Below are 17479 nucleotides of genomic sequence, written 5' to 3' on the forward strand. Positions count from 1 at the left end.
GACATCCTGTCGCAACACAGACGTAAGCACGTCCTTGTGCATAAATTGCTGCGTATCCAGTTTTGAAGGTGCAACGAACAGCCTTGATACCCATCGGGTATTGGGGCTTTTTTTGGTGGATAAGAATGAAATTTAAAAGATCCATAGTTTGTTGCATAAATTGACAGAAAGCCTCGATGATATTTCCTTGCGATTCTACTTCGATCTAGACTAACATGGAAGGCGAGCGCATATAAAGTGAGAGTAGCCTAAGAACAAGGATAAGAAGGGAAGTCTAATGAAAAAAATCCTGATCTTTTCCGCTTCTATCGGAAATGGCCATAATCAAGCGGCAAAAGCCATCCAGGAAAGCTTGGCGGATGTTGGTTATACATCCATGGTGATTGATACCTTGGAGTATATCAGTCCGACGTTCCACAAGATTCTGTTGGAAGGCTATATGAATTTGCTGCGAATCTCACCGCGTATGTGGGGAAAGATCTATCATAATACCGAGAAAACCCGCTTTTTCGATGTGAATGTATTCGTCAATAAATTGCTGGCAAATAAATTAAAAAAACTCATCAATAGCGTTCAGCCAGATGCGTTTATAGCGACCCATCCGTTTGCAAGCTGTATGCTTTCCGTGTTAAAAGGGCGAAATGATTGGAAAGAGCCCATTTACACGATTATTACCGACTATACGATCCATCCATCCTGGATTAATCATCATATCAATTATTACTTTATAGCCCATGAGCAGCTGTATTATCTGGTTGACATTTACCGCCAGGATTATTCGAAATTCAAGCCGCTCGGGATCCCTATCACCAAAAACTTTTTGGAACCATTGGATGCGGACGCATTGCGCAGGAAGTTTGCGTTGCAGCCGGATCAGAAATGCCTCATTTTGTCAGGAGGCGGTCTGGGTCTTGGCCCGATGGAAAAGGTATTGGAAGGCATTGAAGAAATCGAAAGGCCGCTGAAAACCTTTGTGTTAACCGGATTGAATGACAAGCTGTATCGCAAGGTGGCAGAAGGGACATACCGGCACGAGGTGGTGCCGCTGCGCTTTATATCGAATTTTCATGAATACTTACATATCGCTGATTTAATCGTGACAAAATCAGGCGGATTAACGACCGCGGAAGTTCTCAGCAAGCAGGTGCCCATGATAGTCTATAACCCGCTTCCCGGCCAGGAAGAACGAAACAGCCATTTTTTGTTGAATAATTCCTGCGCGCTCCATGCCAATGTAACGGAGCAATTGATCTACTTTATTGAAGATCTCATTGAGGATCAAGACAAAGCCAACCATATGTCGCAAATGGCGAAGAGAATTGCGAAGCCGGATGCGTCCATAAAAATAGCCCAATTCATTCAAGCTGACATGGCTGGATATAACTAAAAAAGCGATGCAGCAACAGGCAGGGAATAGGGAAAGGTGGCCCGTGATGGAGATTTCACATGCTGTGTTTTTTGACATGGACGGCACGCTATTACAAACAGAGAAGCTGGCGCTGCCCGCATTTCACCGTACGTTTGCTGAACTGCAGGAAAAACATCTTTGGACAGGACAGATTCCGACCGATGAACAATTCCTCAATGTGCTGGGTATGACGATTGAGCAGCTTTGGGACAAATTGCTACCAGGAGCAGACAGCCAGACCAAAGAGTTGGCCAATGAATGGTTGTTGAAGCATGAAAAGGAATTGCTCAAGGAAGGGGCATGTGATCTGTATCCAGGAGTCCGTGAGCAATTGGAGAAGTTAAAAAAGGCCGGTGTTTCACTGTTTGTGGCAAGCAACGGGCTTGAAGACTACATTGACTCGATATGCAAGCAATTCGAGATCAGCTCCCTGTTTACGGATCTGTATTCAGCAGGGCGCTTTCAAACAAAGTCTAAGAATGATCTGGTGGCCAAACTGCTCAAGGATTATCCGATCAAGCAAGCAGTCATGGTAGGAGATCGCCATTCTGACGTGGAGGCAGGGAAAGTAAACGGCCTCTTTACGATCGGATGTGATTTTGGTTTTGCGAAAAAAGGGGAGTTGGACGGCGCCGATGTAATCATCCGTCACTTTTCGCAGTTAACGGCTCATCTTCCGTTTGAAGTTGGGACATCATAATCAGGTCAAGAAAACCATTCCGAAACGAGGAATGGTTTTTTTCGTGAAACGAACGAAGGATCCACCAAGTCAAGTTTTAATCCTACCGGCTGATAAATCAGTGGACGCCGCTTGTTTCAAGCGAGTCGGATTTGACAACAATAAAAGTGAATGGCACCCTCTTGCAGAAAAAAATAAAATGATTATAATTAAAGTCAAAGATAGTCAAAGTCAATATTTTTACGTTGGAGCAAGGAGGAGGCATTTTGCGAAACATCTCGGATGTGATCGAACAGTATCTAAAGCGTATACTGCAGGAAAGCCCGGATGGATCCGTTGAAATTCAACGGAGTGAGCTAGCCGAATCTTTTCAATGTGTGCCTTCACAAATTAATTATGTGATCAATACCCGTTTTACCATGGAAAAAGGTTATGTGGTAGAAAGCAAGCGGGGCGGCGGCGGTTATATCCGGATCCGTAAAGTGCAGATTGTCAACAAGAGCAAGCTGCAGGAACTGTTGACCCAGGAATTAATTGGCGAAAGCATTACACAGGCTGTCGGTTATGCGATTATTGAGCGTTTGTATGAAGAAGGTCTGATCAATGCACGAGAGGCAGCTTTGATGAAAGTGGCGACCTCCCGGGATGTTCTTCAGGTAGAATCGCTCTTACGTGATCGGCTCCGTGCCAATATCTTGAAAAACATGATCACAACTATTCTGTTTCGCTAACAGCTCATAATCAGGAAGGGGGAGTCCCGTATGAATTGCGAAGAATGCGGGAAACGTCCAGCAACATTGCACCTGACCAAGATCGTCAATGGGGAAAAAACGGAATATCATATTTGTGAGCAGTGTGCAAAAGAAAAAGGCGACGTATTTGGAGGCTTTGGCAACTTTGGCATTAACCAGCTGTTATCCGGGTTGCTCAATTTTGACCCGATGATCAAAAAGGAAGGCAGCCAAGCGAAGGAAGGAACCGCTGGCACGCAAAAACCGCTTCGCTGTGAAACATGCGGATTAACCTATGCGCAGTTCAGCAAAAGCGGCCGCTTTGGTTGCAGTGATTGCTATCGTTTTTTAGGGGATCGTCTGGATCCGCTGTTCAGACGTATTCATGGAAATACCCAGCATATCGGGAAAGTGCCCGAGCGTACCGGAGGCAAGATCAAGGTACGCAAAGAGTTGGATCAATTAAAATCAGCCCTGCAGCAATATGTGGCCAAGGAAGAATTTGAGAAAGCGGCAGAGATCCGCGATCGCATCAAAGCCTTGGAACAAAAAATCGCCCAATCGTAATGCGAGGAGGTGGCAGGAATGACGCAACAACGATTCATGCAGCACCCTTGGAGCAACTGGATGAAAGCGACAGGACCGGAAGCGGATATCGTGGTCAGCACGAGGCTGCGGATCGCACGAAATCTGCAGCAGCATCCGTTTCCCATGTTAGCGACCGATTCCCAGGCCCAAGAGGTTGTCAATAAAGTAACAGAGGTAGCGCAGAGTGACGCCATGAAAGCGCGTGGACAGTTTGAACTGATCCGCATGGATGAACTGAATCCGCTAGAGAAAAAGGTGCTGGTAGAGAAACACCTGATCAGCCCGAACTTGGCGGAGGAATCGCGAAAAGGCGCTGTTTTGCTAAACCAGGACGAATCCATCAGCATCATGGTGAACGAGGAGGACCATATCCGCATCCAGGTGCTCCTGCCGGGATTCCAGCTTAATGAAGCGTGGGAGATCGGGACCAAGATCGATGATGTGTTTGAAAAAGTCCTCAATTATGCGTTTGACGAAACACGGGGGTACTTGACCAGCTGTCCGACCAACGTAGGAACCGGTATTCGGGCATCGGTCATGCTTCATCTGCCGGCTCTCGTCATGACCCAGCAGATCAACCGCATCCTGCAAGCCATCAATCAAGTGGGCTTGGTCGTCCGGGGGTTGTATGGAGAAGGAAGCGAAGCATTGGGGAACCTGTTCCAGCTGTCCAATCAGGTGACGCTGGGGATGTCGGAAACCGATATTCTTTCCAACCTGTTCAGTGTCGCTAACCAGATCATTGAACAGGAGCGCGCAGCCCGCCGCTACTTGCAAGAGCACTCGCGCATCGCGTTGGAGGATCGCATTTACCGTTCCTACGGGATCCTGCTCTATGCGCGTACCGTGGAATCAAAAGAAGCATCGCAGCGTTTATCGGATATCAGACTGGGCATAGATATTGGCATAATAAAAAATGTATCTACATTTGCTTGCAATGAACTGCTGGTGATGACGCAGCCCGGATTCCTGCAGCATCATGCAGGACAAAAATTGACGCCGGAACAGCGTGATGAGCGCAGAGCACGGCTCATACGAGAAAAGCTAACTTCAAAAGACATGGCATAAAGGAATAGAGTATACAGGAGGTGCATTCATTATGATGTTTGGACGATTTACCGAACGTGCGCAAAAGGTGTTGGCGCTGGCATTGGAAGAGGCAGTTCGCCTCGGTCACAAGGATATTGGTACAGAGCATGTGCTGCTGGGCCTGATTCGGGAAGGGGAAGGGATTGCAGCCAAGGCGTTGCAATCGCTGGGGCTCGGTCTTGATAAGATCCAAAGCGAAGTGGAATCGCTCATTGGCCGTGGCACCGAACAAGGCAACAATACCAACTATACACCGAATTATACGCCTCGGGCCAAAAAGGTCATTGAGCTCTCCATGGATGAAGCACGCAAGCTGGGTCACACCTATGTGGGGACTGAGCATATCTTGCTCGGGTTGATCCGCGAGGGCGAGGGTATCGCGGCGCGTATCATGAACAATCTGGGCGTGAGCCTGAACAAGGCACGTCAGCAGGTGCTGCAGCTCTTGGGTAGCTCTGAAATGATGTCCTCCCATCAGCCAGCTGGCAATAATCCGAACGCAAATACTCCCACGCTCGACAGCCTGGCGCGCGATTTGACCGCCCATGCACGCGAAGGCGGCTTGGACCCGGTCATCGGACGCACCAAAGAAATCGAGCGGGTTATCCAAGTGCTGAGCCGACGCACCAAAAACAACCCGGTCCTGATCGGGGAGCCGGGCGTAGGGAAAACCGCGATCGCGGAAGGTCTGGCACAAAAGATCGTGAACAACGAAATTCCCGAAACACTGCGTGACAAGCGCGTCATGACGCTCGATATGGGGACTGTTGTGGCGGGCACCAAATATCGCGGGGAATTTGAAGACCGGCTGAAAAAGATCATGGATGAAATTCGTCAGGCAGGAAACATCATCCTGTTTATCGACGAGCTGCACACCTTGATCGGTGCGGGCGGAGCAGAAGGCGCAATTGACGCCTCCAACATCCTGAAGCCAGCATTAGCGAGGGGCGAGCTTCAGTGCATCGGGGCAACTACGCTTGACGAGTATCGCAAATACATTGAAAAAGATGCCGCGTTGGAGCGCCGTTTCCAACCGATTCAGGTCGACGAACCGAATGTGGAAGACGCCATTCGCATTTTGCACGGCTTGCGTGATCGTTACGAAGCTCACCACCGTGTGAAAATCACAGATGAAGCCATCGAACAGGCAGTGAAACTGTCCGACCGATACATCACCGATCGCTTCCTGCCTGACAAGGCGATTGACTTGGTTGACGAAGCAGCCTCCAAGGTACGCTTGCAATCCTTTACGGTACCGCCAAATCTCAAGGAGCTCGAGGCTCGCTTGGAAGAGGTACGAAAAGAAAAGGATGCGGCTGTTCAGTCCCAAGAGTTTGAAGAAGCAGCTGCTCTGCGCGATCAAGAGCAAAAGCTGCGTGAGGAACTGGATAAAACCAAGAAAGACTGGAAAGAGCGCCAAGGCAAGCTGAACATGGAGGTTACTCCAGAGGATATCGCATCTGTCGTGGCCAACTGGACAGGAGTTCCAGTCGTGAAGCTGAAGGAAGAAGAGACAGAGCGTCTGCTGAAAATGGAAGAAATCCTGCATGACCGCGTGATTGGTCAGGATGAAGCGGTGAAGTCCATTTCCCGCGCTGTGCGCCGTGCCCGTGCAGGCTTGAAAGATCCGAAGCGTCCAATCGGCTCCTTCATTTTCCTCGGCCCAACCGGGGTAGGGAAAACCGAGCTGGCGCGTGCCGTAGCCGAAGCCTTGTTCGGCGATGAGGACTCGATGATCCGGATCGATATGTCCGAATACATGGAGAAACATTCGACTGCTCGTCTGGTCGGGGCACCTCCAGGATACGTCGGTTATGACGAAGGCGGACAATTGACTGAAAAAGTACGCCGCAAGCCATATTCGGTCATTCTGTTGGATGAGATCGAAAAAGCTCACCCGGATGTTTTCAATATTCTGCTGCAAGTATTGGATGATGGCCGTCTGACCGACTCCAAAGGACGCACGGTAGATTTCCGCAATACCGTCGTGATCATGACCTCCAACGTGGGTGCAAGCATGATCAAGAAAAATACGTCCCTTGGCTTTACGACAGGCGATACCGAGAAAAAGTATCAGGATATGAAGGATAAAGTCATGGATGAGCTGAAGAAGAGCTTCCGTCCTGAATTCCTCAACCGGATTGACGAAGTGATCGTCTTCCACTCTCTGGAGCAGGAGCATATCGAGCAAATCGTTACGCTCATGACCGACGAGCTCCGCAAACGCCTGAAAGAGCAGGAGATCGACTTCCAGCTCTCCGAAGAGGCGAAAAAGGTATTGGCCAAAGAAGGCTTCGACCCTGCGTACGGGGCGCGTCCATTGCGCCGTGCGATTCAACGCAATATCGAAGACAAGCTGAGTGAAGAACTCTTGAGGGGAACCATTCACAAAGGCGATACGGTCAATATCGATGCGGAAGACGGCAAATTGGTTGTGAAACGGTTGGAAACGACAACAACCTGATGATTCGGAAACGAGGCTGTCCCAAAAATGGGGCAGCCCTTTTCGTTTTTCCTCTCCATTCACCTTTACGTCAAAGCAAAGGAGAGGCATAATCAAGAGAGGTTAGCATTGTATCGAAAGAATGGAAATGGGAATGACAGGAGCACATAGACGATGTCAAAGTATAAAAGCAAATACGCATGTCAAGAATGTGGCTATGAAAGTCCCAAATGGATGGGAAAATGTCCAGGCTGCAATAATTGGAATACGATGGTAGAGGAAATGACCGTCAAGTCGACCTCGTCCCGGCATGAATCGTTAAACAACGGGAAGCAGGCAGCTGCTTTGCCGTTGTCGCAGGTGGCTGGCGAGGAGGAACCACGGTTTGACACGACCATTGGAGAATTGAATCGAGTGTTAGGCGGAGGGTTGGTTCCGGGATCCCTTGTGCTTGTGGGCGGAGATCCGGGGATCGGAAAATCTACGCTGTTGCTGCAATCTTCTTTTGCCCTTGCACGACAAGGGTATAAAGTGCTGTACGTATCGGGTGAAGAATCGGTGAAGCAAATCAAGCTGCGAGCGGATCGGCTGGGATCGGACACCCCACCGCTGTATGTGGTGGCTGAAAATGACCTGGAGCTGATCGAGCAGCAGGTCAATCAGGTTGAGCCGCAAATCATCATTATCGATTCGATCCAAACGGTTTTTCATCCTGCCATCCAATCCGCAGCCGGAAGTGTGGCTCAGGTGCGTGAAACGACAGCCCATATCATGCGAATCGCGAAAGGAAACGGGATCGCTGCCTTCATTGTGGGCCACGTGACCAAGGAAGGAGCCATCGCAGGCCCGCGGATGCTGGAGCATATGGTCGATGCGGTGCTGTACTTCGAGGGAGAACGGCATAATACGTTTCGGATATTGCGTGCGGTGAAAAATCGCTTTGGTTCCACAAATGAGATCGGGATATTCGAAATGAAGGAGCGTGGCTTGGAGGAAGTGGCCAATCCTTCAGAGATTTTCTTGGCGGAACGCCCGGTCGGTGTTGCCGGCTCCACGGTTGTAGCGAGTATGGAAGGTACGCGCCCGGTGTTGGTTGAGCTTCAGGCGTTGGTATCCCCTACCAGCTTTGCAACACCTCGCCGGATGGCTACAGGGGTTGATCATCAACGAATTGCCATGATCATGGCCGTCTTGGAAAAGCGGGTAGGTCTCATGCTGCAAAACCAGGATGCCTATGTGAATGTCGCAGGGGGCGTCCGGCTTGATGAGCCGGCCATCGACTTAGCGATTGCCGTTTCCATCGCTAGCAGCTTTCGTGATCACGCAACCAATCCGCACGACGTCGTGATTGGAGAAGTCGGCTTGACCGGTGAGGTGCGGGGCGTATCTCGGATTGAGCAACGTGTCAGAGAAGCGCATAAGCTTGGCTTTAAACGGGTAATACTCCCTGAAAAGAATATTCGTGGTTTGGAAGCGCCTGCCGATATCGAGCTGGTTGGAGTTCGAAACATTTCGGAGGCCTTGCACGAGGTGCTGAGGGGGTAAAACACCATGACAGATGTAAGGAAGCAAGAAGATATCAACGAAGTCCTTCAGTTTGTAGCACCAGGGACTCCATTTCGCGAAGGTCTGGAGAACGTATTGCGCGCAAAAACGGGCGGGCTTATCGTGGTCGGATACGGTCCTGAGATGAAAGGAATCGTAGACGGTGGCTTTTCCATTAACTGTGACTTTACTCCCGCCAATCTATATGAATTGGCGAAAATGGATGGAGCCATTATAGTTAGTGAGGATGCGAAGCGGATCCTGTACGCCAACGCACAGCTCTTTCCCCCTTCCAGCATTCCGTCCACGGAGACGGGCACCCGGCATCGGACGGCAGAGCGTACGGCCAAGCAGAGCCACCATCTGGTCATCGCCATTTCCCAAAGGCGGAATGTCATTACGCTGTACAAGGGCAGCTTTCGCTATGTATTGCGGGACATTGGTGTGATTTTGACCAAGGCGAATCAGGCCATATCCACATTGGAACGGTACAAATCAGTGCTTGATCAAGCTTTGACCAATTTGGGTGCATTGGAATTCGAGGAATTGGTTACACTTTTTGAAGTTGGGTCCGTACTGCAGCGAATTGAAATGGTTTTACGCATCCGTTCAGAAATTACCCAATATATATATGAATTGGGGACAGAGGGTCGTCTCATCAGCATGCAATTGGAGGAGCTTGTCTCCAATATCGAAAACGAAGCCATCATGCTGATACGGGACTATAGCCGCAATGATGACATCCATCCTGAACAGATTATCAAGGAAATGAAACGCTTGACGGCAGATGAGCTGGTGGAAATGGGGTCATTCCTGAGATTGCTGGGGTATCAGCACCATCATAATTTGCTGGAGGAGTCGGTCACACCGAGAGGTTATCGGATTCTGCACAAGATACCACGGCTGCCGATCGCGATCATCAACAACCTGGTTCATCATTTCCATAATCTCTCCAGCATCATGATGGCAACGATCGAGGAACTAGACGATGTGGAAGGCATTGGCGGCATTCGCGCCCGAGCGATCAAAGAGGGGCTAAAGCGGATCCAAGAACAGGTGTTCATTGACAGACACATCTGATGTAAAATAGTATAGAAGCATTATTGTTTTTCCACTAAGTCGTGTAGGCAATCCTTGAAACCGAAAAGAGATGGCCCTTTACACAACGAATCAGGAGGTAGTCTATGTTCGTGAAATCACTGCCGAACATGCTGACCGTAAGCAATTTATTTTTGGGAATCGTAGCGATTATCCTCGCTTTTCAAGGCAATGAATATGTCGATTATGCAGCGATTACAGTCATCATTGGTATGTTGATGGACGGACTTGACGGACGCGTGGCGAGGATGCTCAATGCGCAGAGCGAGTTCGGCAAGGAATTGGATTCGTTGTCTGACGTCATTACCTTTGGAGTCGCACCCGCGTTCATTATGTATGTGGTCACTCTTCAGCACATGGCGATTATCGGTATTATTATTACCGCGATTTTTCCAATCTGTGGGGCGTTGCGATTGGCCCGGTTTAATGTACAGGCTGGTACGCCCGGCTATTTTACAGGTCTGCCGATCACAGCAGCAGGTGGTGTATTGGCTACCTTGGCGCTGTACCATGAAGTTTTCAACCTGATTTTGCTCGCTGCAAGCATGCTGCTGCTTTCCTTCTTGATGGTATCGTCAATTAAGTACCCGAATTTCAAAAAAGTCGGGATTCCTAAGGCAGCCTACTGGATCACACCGCTGATTATCGCGATTGTTGTGGTATTTGCGATTTATTACCCGTCACAGTTTCCGAAAATTGTCTTCCTGCCTTTGGCCTTTTATGCACTGTATGGAATAAAAAAAAACGTTGAGATTTTAATGAAAAAATGGAAAAAGAAAAAACAAAACGAGGAAGAAACACTCCCGTTTGAATAACGATCAAGCATACGAAAACCCCGCTTGCAAGTAAGCGGGGTTTTCCAATGAAACCTTTTGGGCGGATCATACGTAGAACATATAGGGTCGTTAAGAAAGATTAAAGACACCAAGTGTGTTGAGCTTATCAGATTCATCTTTGACAGCGTCGGAAAGCTTGATATCGGTAATGTTGCCAAGCGCGGCCAGATAGAACAGACTTTTTCCAATTTCAGCAGTGAGAACTTCTTTACAATGTTCACATAGAGGACCTGTGAAATGGGTCTCCAAATTCGGGCGGTTTTCATGCAGGCTTTTGTCTGGATCAATAGGTTGTTTTTTCGCGGTTACTTCTACACAACCGCATTCGGTAATCGCTTTGGTCAGCGAACGATTGATTCGGGAGGTAGCTTCTTGCGTTTTTGAGAGGACATCAAGCACACTGCGGTGGCGTATCAGCAATTGACTTACCTGTTTTTGGAATTGGTCCAAATAATTGGTTCCCATATTGATTCACCCCTACTCTAAGTTGAACGTATCGTCAGAATTTTTTGTCAGTTACTCACTGCTAATTATAAAGAGTGGAGCGTGAGTATGTCAAACCGTGAAAAACAGGAAAACGATTTGGTTGTTGACGATAATTTGGTGTATATGTTAAAATTTTTGGCTATTTGACACAGTAAAATACCTTTTGTTATAGTGGGGGAAAGCCGTATGACATTCAACAAACTTTCAAGGAAGACAGGGTTTTTCTTTACAGCTTCTGTCTATATTAATAAGAGGAGGTGACAACGTGTTAAAGCGTATCTGTAGAATCTTTTTCGTTGTAATCGGCGGAGGACTTGGTTTTCATTATGGGGTCGATATTTTCGATGCACTTAACACTTGGCTGAATTTCGGCGCAATTCCGGGGCCGCAGTATATCGCCGCAGTCGTCGGCGCGGTGTTGCTGTTCCTGGTCAGCAATCGGTTGGTTGATTACATCGTAAACACCGTTCACTGGGGAGAAGAGATGCTTTTGAAGCTGCCGATCGTCGATGTGATGTTCGGGGCGATAGGGTTGATTATTGGTCTTATTGTTGCTTTTCTATTATTCCTGCCCATCAGCAGTATCCCGATCCCAGTCGTTGGAGATTTGCTGCCGCTGCTTGTATCCGGTTTGCTTGGCTATCTCGGGTTTCAGGTCGGCTTTCGCAAACGGGATGAAATCATGGCGGTATTCTCGATTGGCAAGAAGGAAAAAGCAAAGAAGGATGGCAATAATATCACCGCAAACGTTGAGCATAAAATTCTCGACACCAGCGTCATCATTGACGGCCGCATCGCTGACATTTGCCGTACCGGATTCATTGAAGGGGCCTTGGTCATTCCAGGGTTTGTGTTGGCGGAACTGCAGCATATTGCAGACTCCTCTGATGCCTTGAAACGCAATCGCGGTCGACGCGGACTGGATATTCTCAACAAGATCCAAAAAGAATTGAAAGTGAATGTGCAGATCTGGGAAGGCGATTTTGAAGACGTATCCGAAGTGGATAGCAAGCTGATCAAGCTGGCGAAGCTCCTGAACGGAAAAGTAGTGACCAATGACTTCAACTTAAACAAAGTATGCGAATTGCAAGGTGTGCCGATCCTGAACATCAACGATCTGGCCAATGCCGTGAAACCGGTAGTGCTGCCAGGAGAAGAGCTTACCGTGCAGGTCATTAAAGACGGTAAAGAATACGGGCAAGGTGTCGCTTACTTGGATGACGGCACGATGATCGTCGTCGAGGGCGGACGAGAGTATATCGGCTCTGACGTGGATGTTTTGGTGACAAGCGTCTTGCAAACATCAGCAGGCCGGATGATTTTTGCCAAGCCGAAGCTGCTGGAAAAAGCATTGTAAACGAAACAGAAATAACGGTCCGCCATGGCTGCATGCTGTGGCGGACACTGTAGTCATGGAGAGGATTTTTGTGGATATAGGCGTCGTGATCGTAGCGGCAGGCTCCGGAAAAAGGATGGGAGCTGCCCGCAATAAGCTGTGGCTTTCGCTGGGTGGAAAACCGATCCTTTCTTATGCCGTAGAGCTGTTCTGCACTCATGCAAAAATATCCGAAGTGGTGCTGGTGGTTAGCCAGTCTGATGAAGAGGATGTCCGGGCATGGCTGCAAGAGACCGCATATCCGGTAAAAGTAACGCTCGGAGGAGCGGAGCGACAGGATAGTGTGCGGCTTGGAATGGATGCACTTTCTGAAAATTGCACCTACGTACTGGTCCATGACGCAGCCCGACCGTTTGTGACAAAGGAAGAGATCGATGCGATTATCGATCAGGTGCTGATTGACCAGGCGGCCATCATGGCGGTGCCGGTAAAAGATACGATCAAAGTGGTTGGACCTGCGGGGACCGTTGAAACGACGCCGGCACGGGAGAGCTTGTGGGCTGTGCAGACCCCACAAGCTTTTCGTCTTTCCCTACTGCGCGAGGCGTATGAGGCTGCACAGGCAGCTGGAAAAATGGGGACGGATGACGCCATGCTGGTCGAATGGATCGGACATCCGGTCAAGGTCGTGCGCGGCAGCTACGAAAATATGAAAGTGACGACACCTGAGGATTTGTGGATGGGTGAAGAGATCATACGACGGAGAAGGGGAGAAATGTAGCGATGATACGAATTGGACAAGGCTTCGACGTGCATCAACTGGTGGAAGGGAGGCCTTGTATCATTGGAGGCGTGCATATTCCCTATGAAAAGGGATTGCTGGGTCATTCCGATGCGGATGTCTTGCTGCATACGATCAGTGATGCGCTGCTAGGAGCGATCGGCGAAGGAGATATCGGCCGTCATTTTCCGGATACGGATCCCGCTTTTAAGGATGCAGACAGCGTCAAGCTACTCGAGCATGTCTGGAAGCTGGTGAAAGAACGCGGCTACCGACTGGGCAACGTAGATGCGACCATCATTGCTCAAGCGCCAAAAATGGCTCCGTACATTCCGCAAATGCGTGAGGTGATTGCCAAGGCGCTGGAAGCAAAGGAGCTTTCTCAGGTAAATGTTAAGGCGACCACTACCGAGAAGCTGGGTTTTGCCGGAAGAGGAGAAGGAATCGCGGCGCAAGCTGTATGCTTGCTTGTCAAGTCTGATTCCGAGGTGTAACATTAACTGTTAGAGAACATGAAGGATGGTGTCTTTACATGACGAAGGAATTCCGATTGAGATATGCGCCCAGTCCGACCGGGCATTTACATATTGGGGGAGCCCGCACTGCGCTGTTTAATTACCTGTACGCAAAGCGAAACGGCGGCAAATTCATCGTGCGGATTGAAGATACGGATCAATTGCGCAACGTGGAAAATGCCGATCAAAGACAGATGGAAAACCTGAAATGGCTCGGTGTGGAATGGGACGAAGGCACCGATATCGGCGGGCCGTACGCACCGTACCGTCAAATGGATCGTTTGGACATCTATCGCGGCTATATTGATCAGTTGCTCGCAGAAGGAAAAGCATACTACTGTTATGCAACCAAGGAAGAGCTGGATGCGGAGCGTGAAGAGCAGCTTGCCAAAGGGGAAACCCCGAAAATCGCTGAAAAGCATCGTCATGTGACTCCAGAAGAGCGGGAGCAATATGAAAAAGAAGGACGGCAGCCTTCGATTCATTTCCTGGTACCGGATGACCGCACCTATGTGGTGAACGATATGATTCGCGGCGAGGTCACTTTTGAATCAAAAGAAATGGGAGATTTCGTCATCTGTCGTCCCGACGGAATCCCGACCTATAACTTTGCCGTGGTAATCGATGACTACTTGATGAAAATCAGCCACGTGGTGCGCGGGGAAGAACACTTGTCCAATACGCCACGCCAATTGATGATCTACGAAGCATTTGGCTGGGAAGCACCGCAATTTGCCCACCTTGCCCTGATTTTGAATCAGGAAGGCAAAAAAATGAGCAAACGGGATGAAAGCATCCTGCAGTTCATCGAGCAATACCGTGATCTGGGCTTCTTGCCAGAAGCGATTGTCAATTTCCTTGTGCTGCTCGGTTGGTCGCCAGGTGGAGAGGAAGAAATTTTCTCGATGAATGAAATCATTGAGCGCTTCTCGTTTGATCGTGTCAGCAAATCGCCGGCTGTGTTCGATACGGCCAAGATGAACTGGATGAACAATCACTATCTGAAAAGCAAGCCGGTTGAACTCATTACCGAATTGTGCCTCCCTCACCTGCAAAAAGCAGGCTTTATCGAGGAAGAGCTTTCCGCGGACAGATATGAATGGGTCAAACAGGTGGTGGCTCTTTATCAGGAGCAAATGTCCTACTGCGCCCAAATCGTACCGCTGGCAGCCCTTTTCTTCCTGGATGAAGTGGTGTACGATGAGGAGGCAAAAGGCGTCATGCTGGAGGAGCAAGTACCGGCTGTCCTGTCTTCGTTGAAACAGCACATCGAGGATGCTCCGGAATATACTGTCGATACCATCAAGACGATCCTGAAAGATGTGCAAAAAGCGACAGGCTTCAAAGGAAAGGCGCTCTTTATGCCGATCCGCGTAGCTACAACAGGACAAATTCACGGACGCGATCTGGATAAGACCCTGTACCTGCTTGGCCGTGACAAAGTGTTGGATCGCCTCAATCGTGTACTGACAAAGTCATAAATATCTGTAAAATAGAAAGAAATATCACAGCTTATGAGAATCAAAAAAGCGTTGAACAGGAGAAGTACAAGATAGGAATGCGGCCCCCCAGAGAGGATGGGAAGGTGGGAACCATCCGGCGCAGTATCTTGGAATGCACCTGAGAGCTATCCGCTGAACCCGGGTTATGATCTCCGGCAGTAAGACGGATCGGTTTCCTGCCGTTATCCGGGACAATGAGTGAGAAGACATGCCGAGCGTGTAATGGTCAGCAGCTTCTTAAGCAGAGTGGAACCACGGATAAAAGCCGTCTCTGCGCCTTTCTTGAGGCGTGGAGGCGGTTTGTTGTATATGCGGGTGCTGCTTTTCGAAGATGAATGGACCGTGAGCAATTGGCTTACTCTTGGAGGTGGAAAAGATGTGGGAGCAACTGAAAGAAGATATTCAAGTTGTATTTGAACGAGATCCTGCTGCTCGCAGCAAGCTGGAAGTGGTGCTAACGTATTCGGGCTTGCATGCGATCTGGGCACATCGTGTCGCTCACAAATTATTCAAAGCGGGATGGTTTACGTCTGCCCGCATCGTTTCACAAGTAGCCAAATTCTTTACGGGAATCGAAATCCATCCTGGAGCGACGATTGGCAAGCGGTTGTTTATCGATCACGGTATGGGGGTTGTCATCGGAGAGACCTGTGAGATCGGGGATGATGTCACCATTTTCCAAGGAGTGACCCTGGGGGGTACCGGAAAGGAAAAAGGGAAGCGTCACCCTACGGTTGGCAATAATGTGATTATCGCGACCGGAGCAAAGGTATTGGGATCTTTCAAAATTGGGGATAATGCCAAAATCGGGGCAGGAGCGATCGTGCTGCAGGAAGTGCCGCCGAATTCGACTGTGGTTGGCATCAAGGGAAGAGTCGTGATTCAGGATGGCAAGCGCGTGAAGTGCGACCTCGACCATGCCAACGTGCCGGATCCGGTTGCGGATATCCTGCGCGATTTGCAACGTGAGGTGAACCAGCTGCGCCAGGAAGTGCAGGAGCTGCGAGCAACAAGGGAGGAACAGAAGCAAAATGAGCATTCGATTGTTTAATACGCTAACTAGACAGAAAGAGGAATTTATTTCTCTGGAACCGGGAAAAGTGAAAATGTATGTATGCGGTCCTACCGTGTACAACTATATCCATATCGGGAATGCGCGTCCGGCCATTGTGTTTGATACGTTGCGCCGGTATTTGAAATATCGCGGCTATGCCGTCACGTTTGTACAGAATATCACGGACGTGGACGACAAGCTGATTCGTGCAGCCAATCAGGAAAATACGACGGTGAAGGAGCTGGCCGATCGCTATACGGAGGCGTATAACGCCGATCTGGCTTCGCTGAATGTACTCCCTCCCGACATCCAGCCGCGCGTCATGGAAACCATTCCGGAAATCATTGATTTTGTCCAAGGTCTGGTGGAAAAAGGCTTCGCTTACGAAAGTGAAGGCGATGTGTATTTCCGTACAGGACGCTTCAATGAATACGGAAAACTGTCCCACCAGCCTTTGGAAGAGCTGCAAGCAGGGGCGCGGGTGGAAGTGAATGAGAAAAAGGAAAGTCCGCTCGATTTTGCCCTGTGGAAGTCTGCTAAACCAGGGGAGATCACATGGGAAAGTCCTTGGGGGCTAGGTCGCCCAGGCTGGCATATTGAATGCTCCGCCATGGCGTTGAAGTTTCTGGGGGAGACCATGGATATCCACGCAGGCGGGACCGATCTCGTCTTTCCGCATCATGAGAATGAGATCGCGCAGTCAGAATGCCTGACGGGCAAGGTGTTCGCCCGCTATTGGCTGCACAACGGCATGTTGAACATCGACAACGAGAAGATGTCCAAGTCGCTGGGGAACTTTTTGTTGACCCGTGAGCTGGTCGAACGTTACAGCGGTCAGCTGATCCGTTTCTTTTTGCTTTCGGGTCATTACCGGGGGCCGATCAACTTCAGCCAGGACTTGTTGGATCAGGCGGCAAATGGACTGGATCGGATCAAGACGGCTTACACCAATGTGCTGCACCGGATGGAAACTGCCCGGCCGGAGGAACCCAATGGTCTGGCGGAAGAGCAAAGCGCGACCATCAGCCGCCTGCGAGAGCAATTCATCGCGGAAATGGATGACGATCTGAATACCGCAAACGGCATCACGGTCCTTTTTGAGGTGGCGAAAGAAGCCAACCTCTATCTGCGAAACGACAATGTTGGCCGTGAGCAATTGGAGGCTTATCGCCAACTGTTCCATGAGTTTGCGGAAGTATTGGGTCTGAAGCTTGATCAAGCGGAGGAGCTGTTGGATGAGGAAATCGAGAAGCTGATCGCAGAGCGTACGGAAGCCAGAAAAGCCCGCAACTTTGCGCGATCCGATGAAATTCGCGATTTGCTGACCGAAAAAGGAATTATTTTGGAAGACACACCACAGGGCGTTCGTTGGCGTCGCAAGTAAGGAG

16 protein-coding genes and 1 other annotated feature are annotated in these 17479 nt (G+C 49.5%); of the genes, 15 read left to right on the forward strand and 1 reads right to left on the reverse strand.

Translation table 11 applies throughout. The features are described from left to right. Nucleotides 1-277: 277 nt before the first annotated feature. From EIZ37_RS21115 to pssA, 9 genes are all read left to right on the forward strand, one after another. The gene (locus tag EIZ37_RS21115) at nt 278-1387 is read left to right on the forward strand and encodes an MGDG synthase family glycosyltransferase (RefSeq protein WP_134686751.1); all 1110 of its coding nucleotides are present in this window, start codon (nt 278-280) and stop codon (nt 1385-1387) included. Nucleotides 1388-1433: 46 nt separating this feature from the next. After that, a complete protein-coding gene (locus EIZ37_RS21120; protein ID WP_134686752.1) occupies nt 1434-2108 on the forward strand; it encodes an HAD family hydrolase in 675 nt (224 codons plus the stop codon). Between the two features lie 245 nt (nt 2109-2353). Next, nucleotides 2354-2818 carry a CtsR family transcriptional regulator gene (locus EIZ37_RS21125; RefSeq protein WP_134686753.1) on the forward strand — a complete coding sequence of 155 codons (465 nt, stop codon included), beginning with the start codon at nt 2354-2356 and terminating at the stop codon, nt 2816-2818. A gap of 30 nt (nt 2819-2848) precedes the next feature. After that, nucleotides 2849-3385: a UvrB/UvrC motif-containing protein gene (locus EIZ37_RS21130; RefSeq protein WP_134686754.1), complete on the forward strand. Its 537-nt coding sequence runs from the start codon at nt 2849-2851 to the stop codon at nt 3383-3385. Between the two features lie 18 nt (nt 3386-3403). After that, nucleotides 3404-4474 (forward strand): protein arginine kinase, encoded by a 1071-nt coding sequence (locus EIZ37_RS21135; RefSeq protein WP_134686755.1) that lies wholly within the window; start codon nt 3404-3406, stop codon nt 4472-4474. A 31-nt stretch (nt 4475-4505) separates the two neighbouring features. Then, entirely contained in the window at nt 4506-6959 is a 2454-nt protein-coding gene (locus EIZ37_RS21140) for an ATP-dependent Clp protease ATP-binding subunit (RefSeq protein WP_134686756.1), read from the forward strand. 153 nt (nt 6960-7112) lie between these two features. Then, nucleotides 7113-8483, forward strand: coding sequence for a DNA repair protein RadA (gene radA, locus EIZ37_RS21145; protein WP_134686757.1), 1371 nt, complete (start codon nt 7113-7115; stop codon nt 8481-8483). Between the two features lie 6 nt (nt 8484-8489). Further along, nucleotides 8490-9563, forward strand: coding sequence for a DNA integrity scanning diadenylate cyclase DisA (gene disA / locus EIZ37_RS21150; protein WP_134686758.1), 1074 nt, complete (start codon nt 8490-8492; stop codon nt 9561-9563). A 104-nt stretch (nt 9564-9667) separates the two neighbouring features. Beyond that, nucleotides 9668-10396, forward strand: a complete 729-nt coding sequence (gene pssA, locus EIZ37_RS21155) for a CDP-diacylglycerol--serine O-phosphatidyltransferase (protein ID WP_134686759.1) — start codon at nt 9668-9670, stop codon at nt 10394-10396. Between the two features lie 90 nt (nt 10397-10486). On the opposite strand, the gene EIZ37_RS21160 is transcribed toward pssA, so the two are convergent. Then, nucleotides 10487-10882, reverse strand: a complete 396-nt coding sequence (locus tag EIZ37_RS21160) for a DUF1573 domain-containing protein (RefSeq protein WP_134686760.1) — start codon at nt 10880-10882, stop codon at nt 10487-10489. 286 nt (nt 10883-11168) lie between these two features. Between EIZ37_RS21160 and EIZ37_RS21165 the strand changes: the two genes are divergently transcribed. From EIZ37_RS21165 to cysS, 6 genes are all read left to right on the forward strand, one after another. Further along, the gene (locus EIZ37_RS21165; protein ID WP_134686761.1) at nt 11169-12260 is read left to right on the forward strand and encodes a PIN/TRAM domain-containing protein; all 1092 of its coding nucleotides are present in this window, start codon (nt 11169-11171) and stop codon (nt 12258-12260) included. Between the two features lie 70 nt (nt 12261-12330). Next, nucleotides 12331-13020 carry a 2-C-methyl-D-erythritol 4-phosphate cytidylyltransferase gene (ispD, locus tag EIZ37_RS21170; RefSeq protein WP_134686762.1) on the forward strand — a complete coding sequence of 230 codons (690 nt, stop codon included), beginning with the start codon at nt 12331-12333 and terminating at the stop codon, nt 13018-13020. 2 nt (nt 13021-13022) lie between these two features. After that, nucleotides 13023-13514, forward strand: coding sequence for a 2-C-methyl-D-erythritol 2,4-cyclodiphosphate synthase (ispF, locus tag EIZ37_RS21175; protein WP_205683871.1), 492 nt, complete (start codon nt 13023-13025; stop codon nt 13512-13514). Nucleotides 13515-13552: 38 nt separating this feature from the next. After that, nucleotides 13553-15016: a glutamate--tRNA ligase gene (gene gltX, locus EIZ37_RS21180; protein WP_134686763.1), complete on the forward strand. Its 1464-nt coding sequence runs from the start codon at nt 13553-13555 to the stop codon at nt 15014-15016. A gap of 42 nt (nt 15017-15058) precedes the next feature. Next, nucleotides 15059-15313, forward strand: a binding site (T-box leader). Between the two features lie 100 nt (nt 15314-15413). After that, nucleotides 15414-16088 (forward strand): serine O-acetyltransferase, encoded by a 675-nt coding sequence (cysE, locus tag EIZ37_RS21185; RefSeq protein WP_134686764.1) that lies wholly within the window; start codon nt 15414-15416, stop codon nt 16086-16088. Then, complete coding sequence (cysS, locus tag EIZ37_RS21190; RefSeq protein ID WP_134686765.1) at nt 16069-17475, forward strand: cysteine--tRNA ligase; 1407 nt, start codon at nt 16069-16071, stop codon at nt 17473-17475. The genes cysE and cysS overlap by 20 nt, the downstream gene beginning before the upstream one ends. Nucleotides 17476-17479: the final 4 nt, after the last annotated feature.

The organism is Brevibacillus migulae (assembly GCF_004521915.1).
In the GTDB taxonomy this organism is placed as follows: Bacteria; Bacillota; Bacilli; order Brevibacillales; family Brevibacillaceae; genus Brevibacillus_F; species Brevibacillus_F migulae.

Coding starts and splice junctions, on each gene's coding strand:
- EIZ37_RS21140 (WP_134686756.1), top strand. CDS start 4,506: ATGATGTTTGGACGATTTACCGAACGTGCGCAAAAGGTGTTGGCGCTG.
- EIZ37_RS21115 (WP_134686751.1), top strand. CDS start 278: ATGAAAAAAATCCTGATCTTTTCCGCTTCTATCGGAAATGGCCATAAT.
- EIZ37_RS21130 (WP_134686754.1), top strand. CDS start 2,849: ATGAATTGCGAAGAATGCGGGAAACGTCCAGCAACATTGCACCTGACC.
- EIZ37_RS21160 (WP_134686760.1), bottom strand. CDS start 10,882: ATGGGAACCAATTATTTGGACCAATTCCAAAAACAGGTAAGTCAATTG.
- EIZ37_RS21120 (WP_134686752.1), top strand. CDS start 1,434: ATGGAGATTTCACATGCTGTGTTTTTTGACATGGACGGCACGCTATTA.
- ispF (WP_205683871.1), top strand. CDS start 13,023: ATGATACGAATTGGACAAGGCTTCGACGTGCATCAACTGGTGGAAGGG.
- EIZ37_RS21135 (WP_134686755.1), top strand. CDS start 3,404: ATGACGCAACAACGATTCATGCAGCACCCTTGGAGCAACTGGATGAAA.
- radA (WP_134686757.1), top strand. CDS start 7,113: ATGTCAAAGTATAAAAGCAAATACGCATGTCAAGAATGTGGCTATGAA.
- cysE (WP_134686764.1), top strand. CDS start 15,414: ATGTGGGAGCAACTGAAAGAAGATATTCAAGTTGTATTTGAACGAGAT.
- pssA (WP_134686759.1), top strand. CDS start 9,668: ATGTTCGTGAAATCACTGCCGAACATGCTGACCGTAAGCAATTTATTT.
- disA (WP_134686758.1), top strand. CDS start 8,490: ATGACAGATGTAAGGAAGCAAGAAGATATCAACGAAGTCCTTCAGTTT.
- cysS (WP_134686765.1), top strand. CDS start 16,069: ATGAGCATTCGATTGTTTAATACGCTAACTAGACAGAAAGAGGAATTT.
- gltX (WP_134686763.1), top strand. CDS start 13,553: ATGACGAAGGAATTCCGATTGAGATATGCGCCCAGTCCGACCGGGCAT.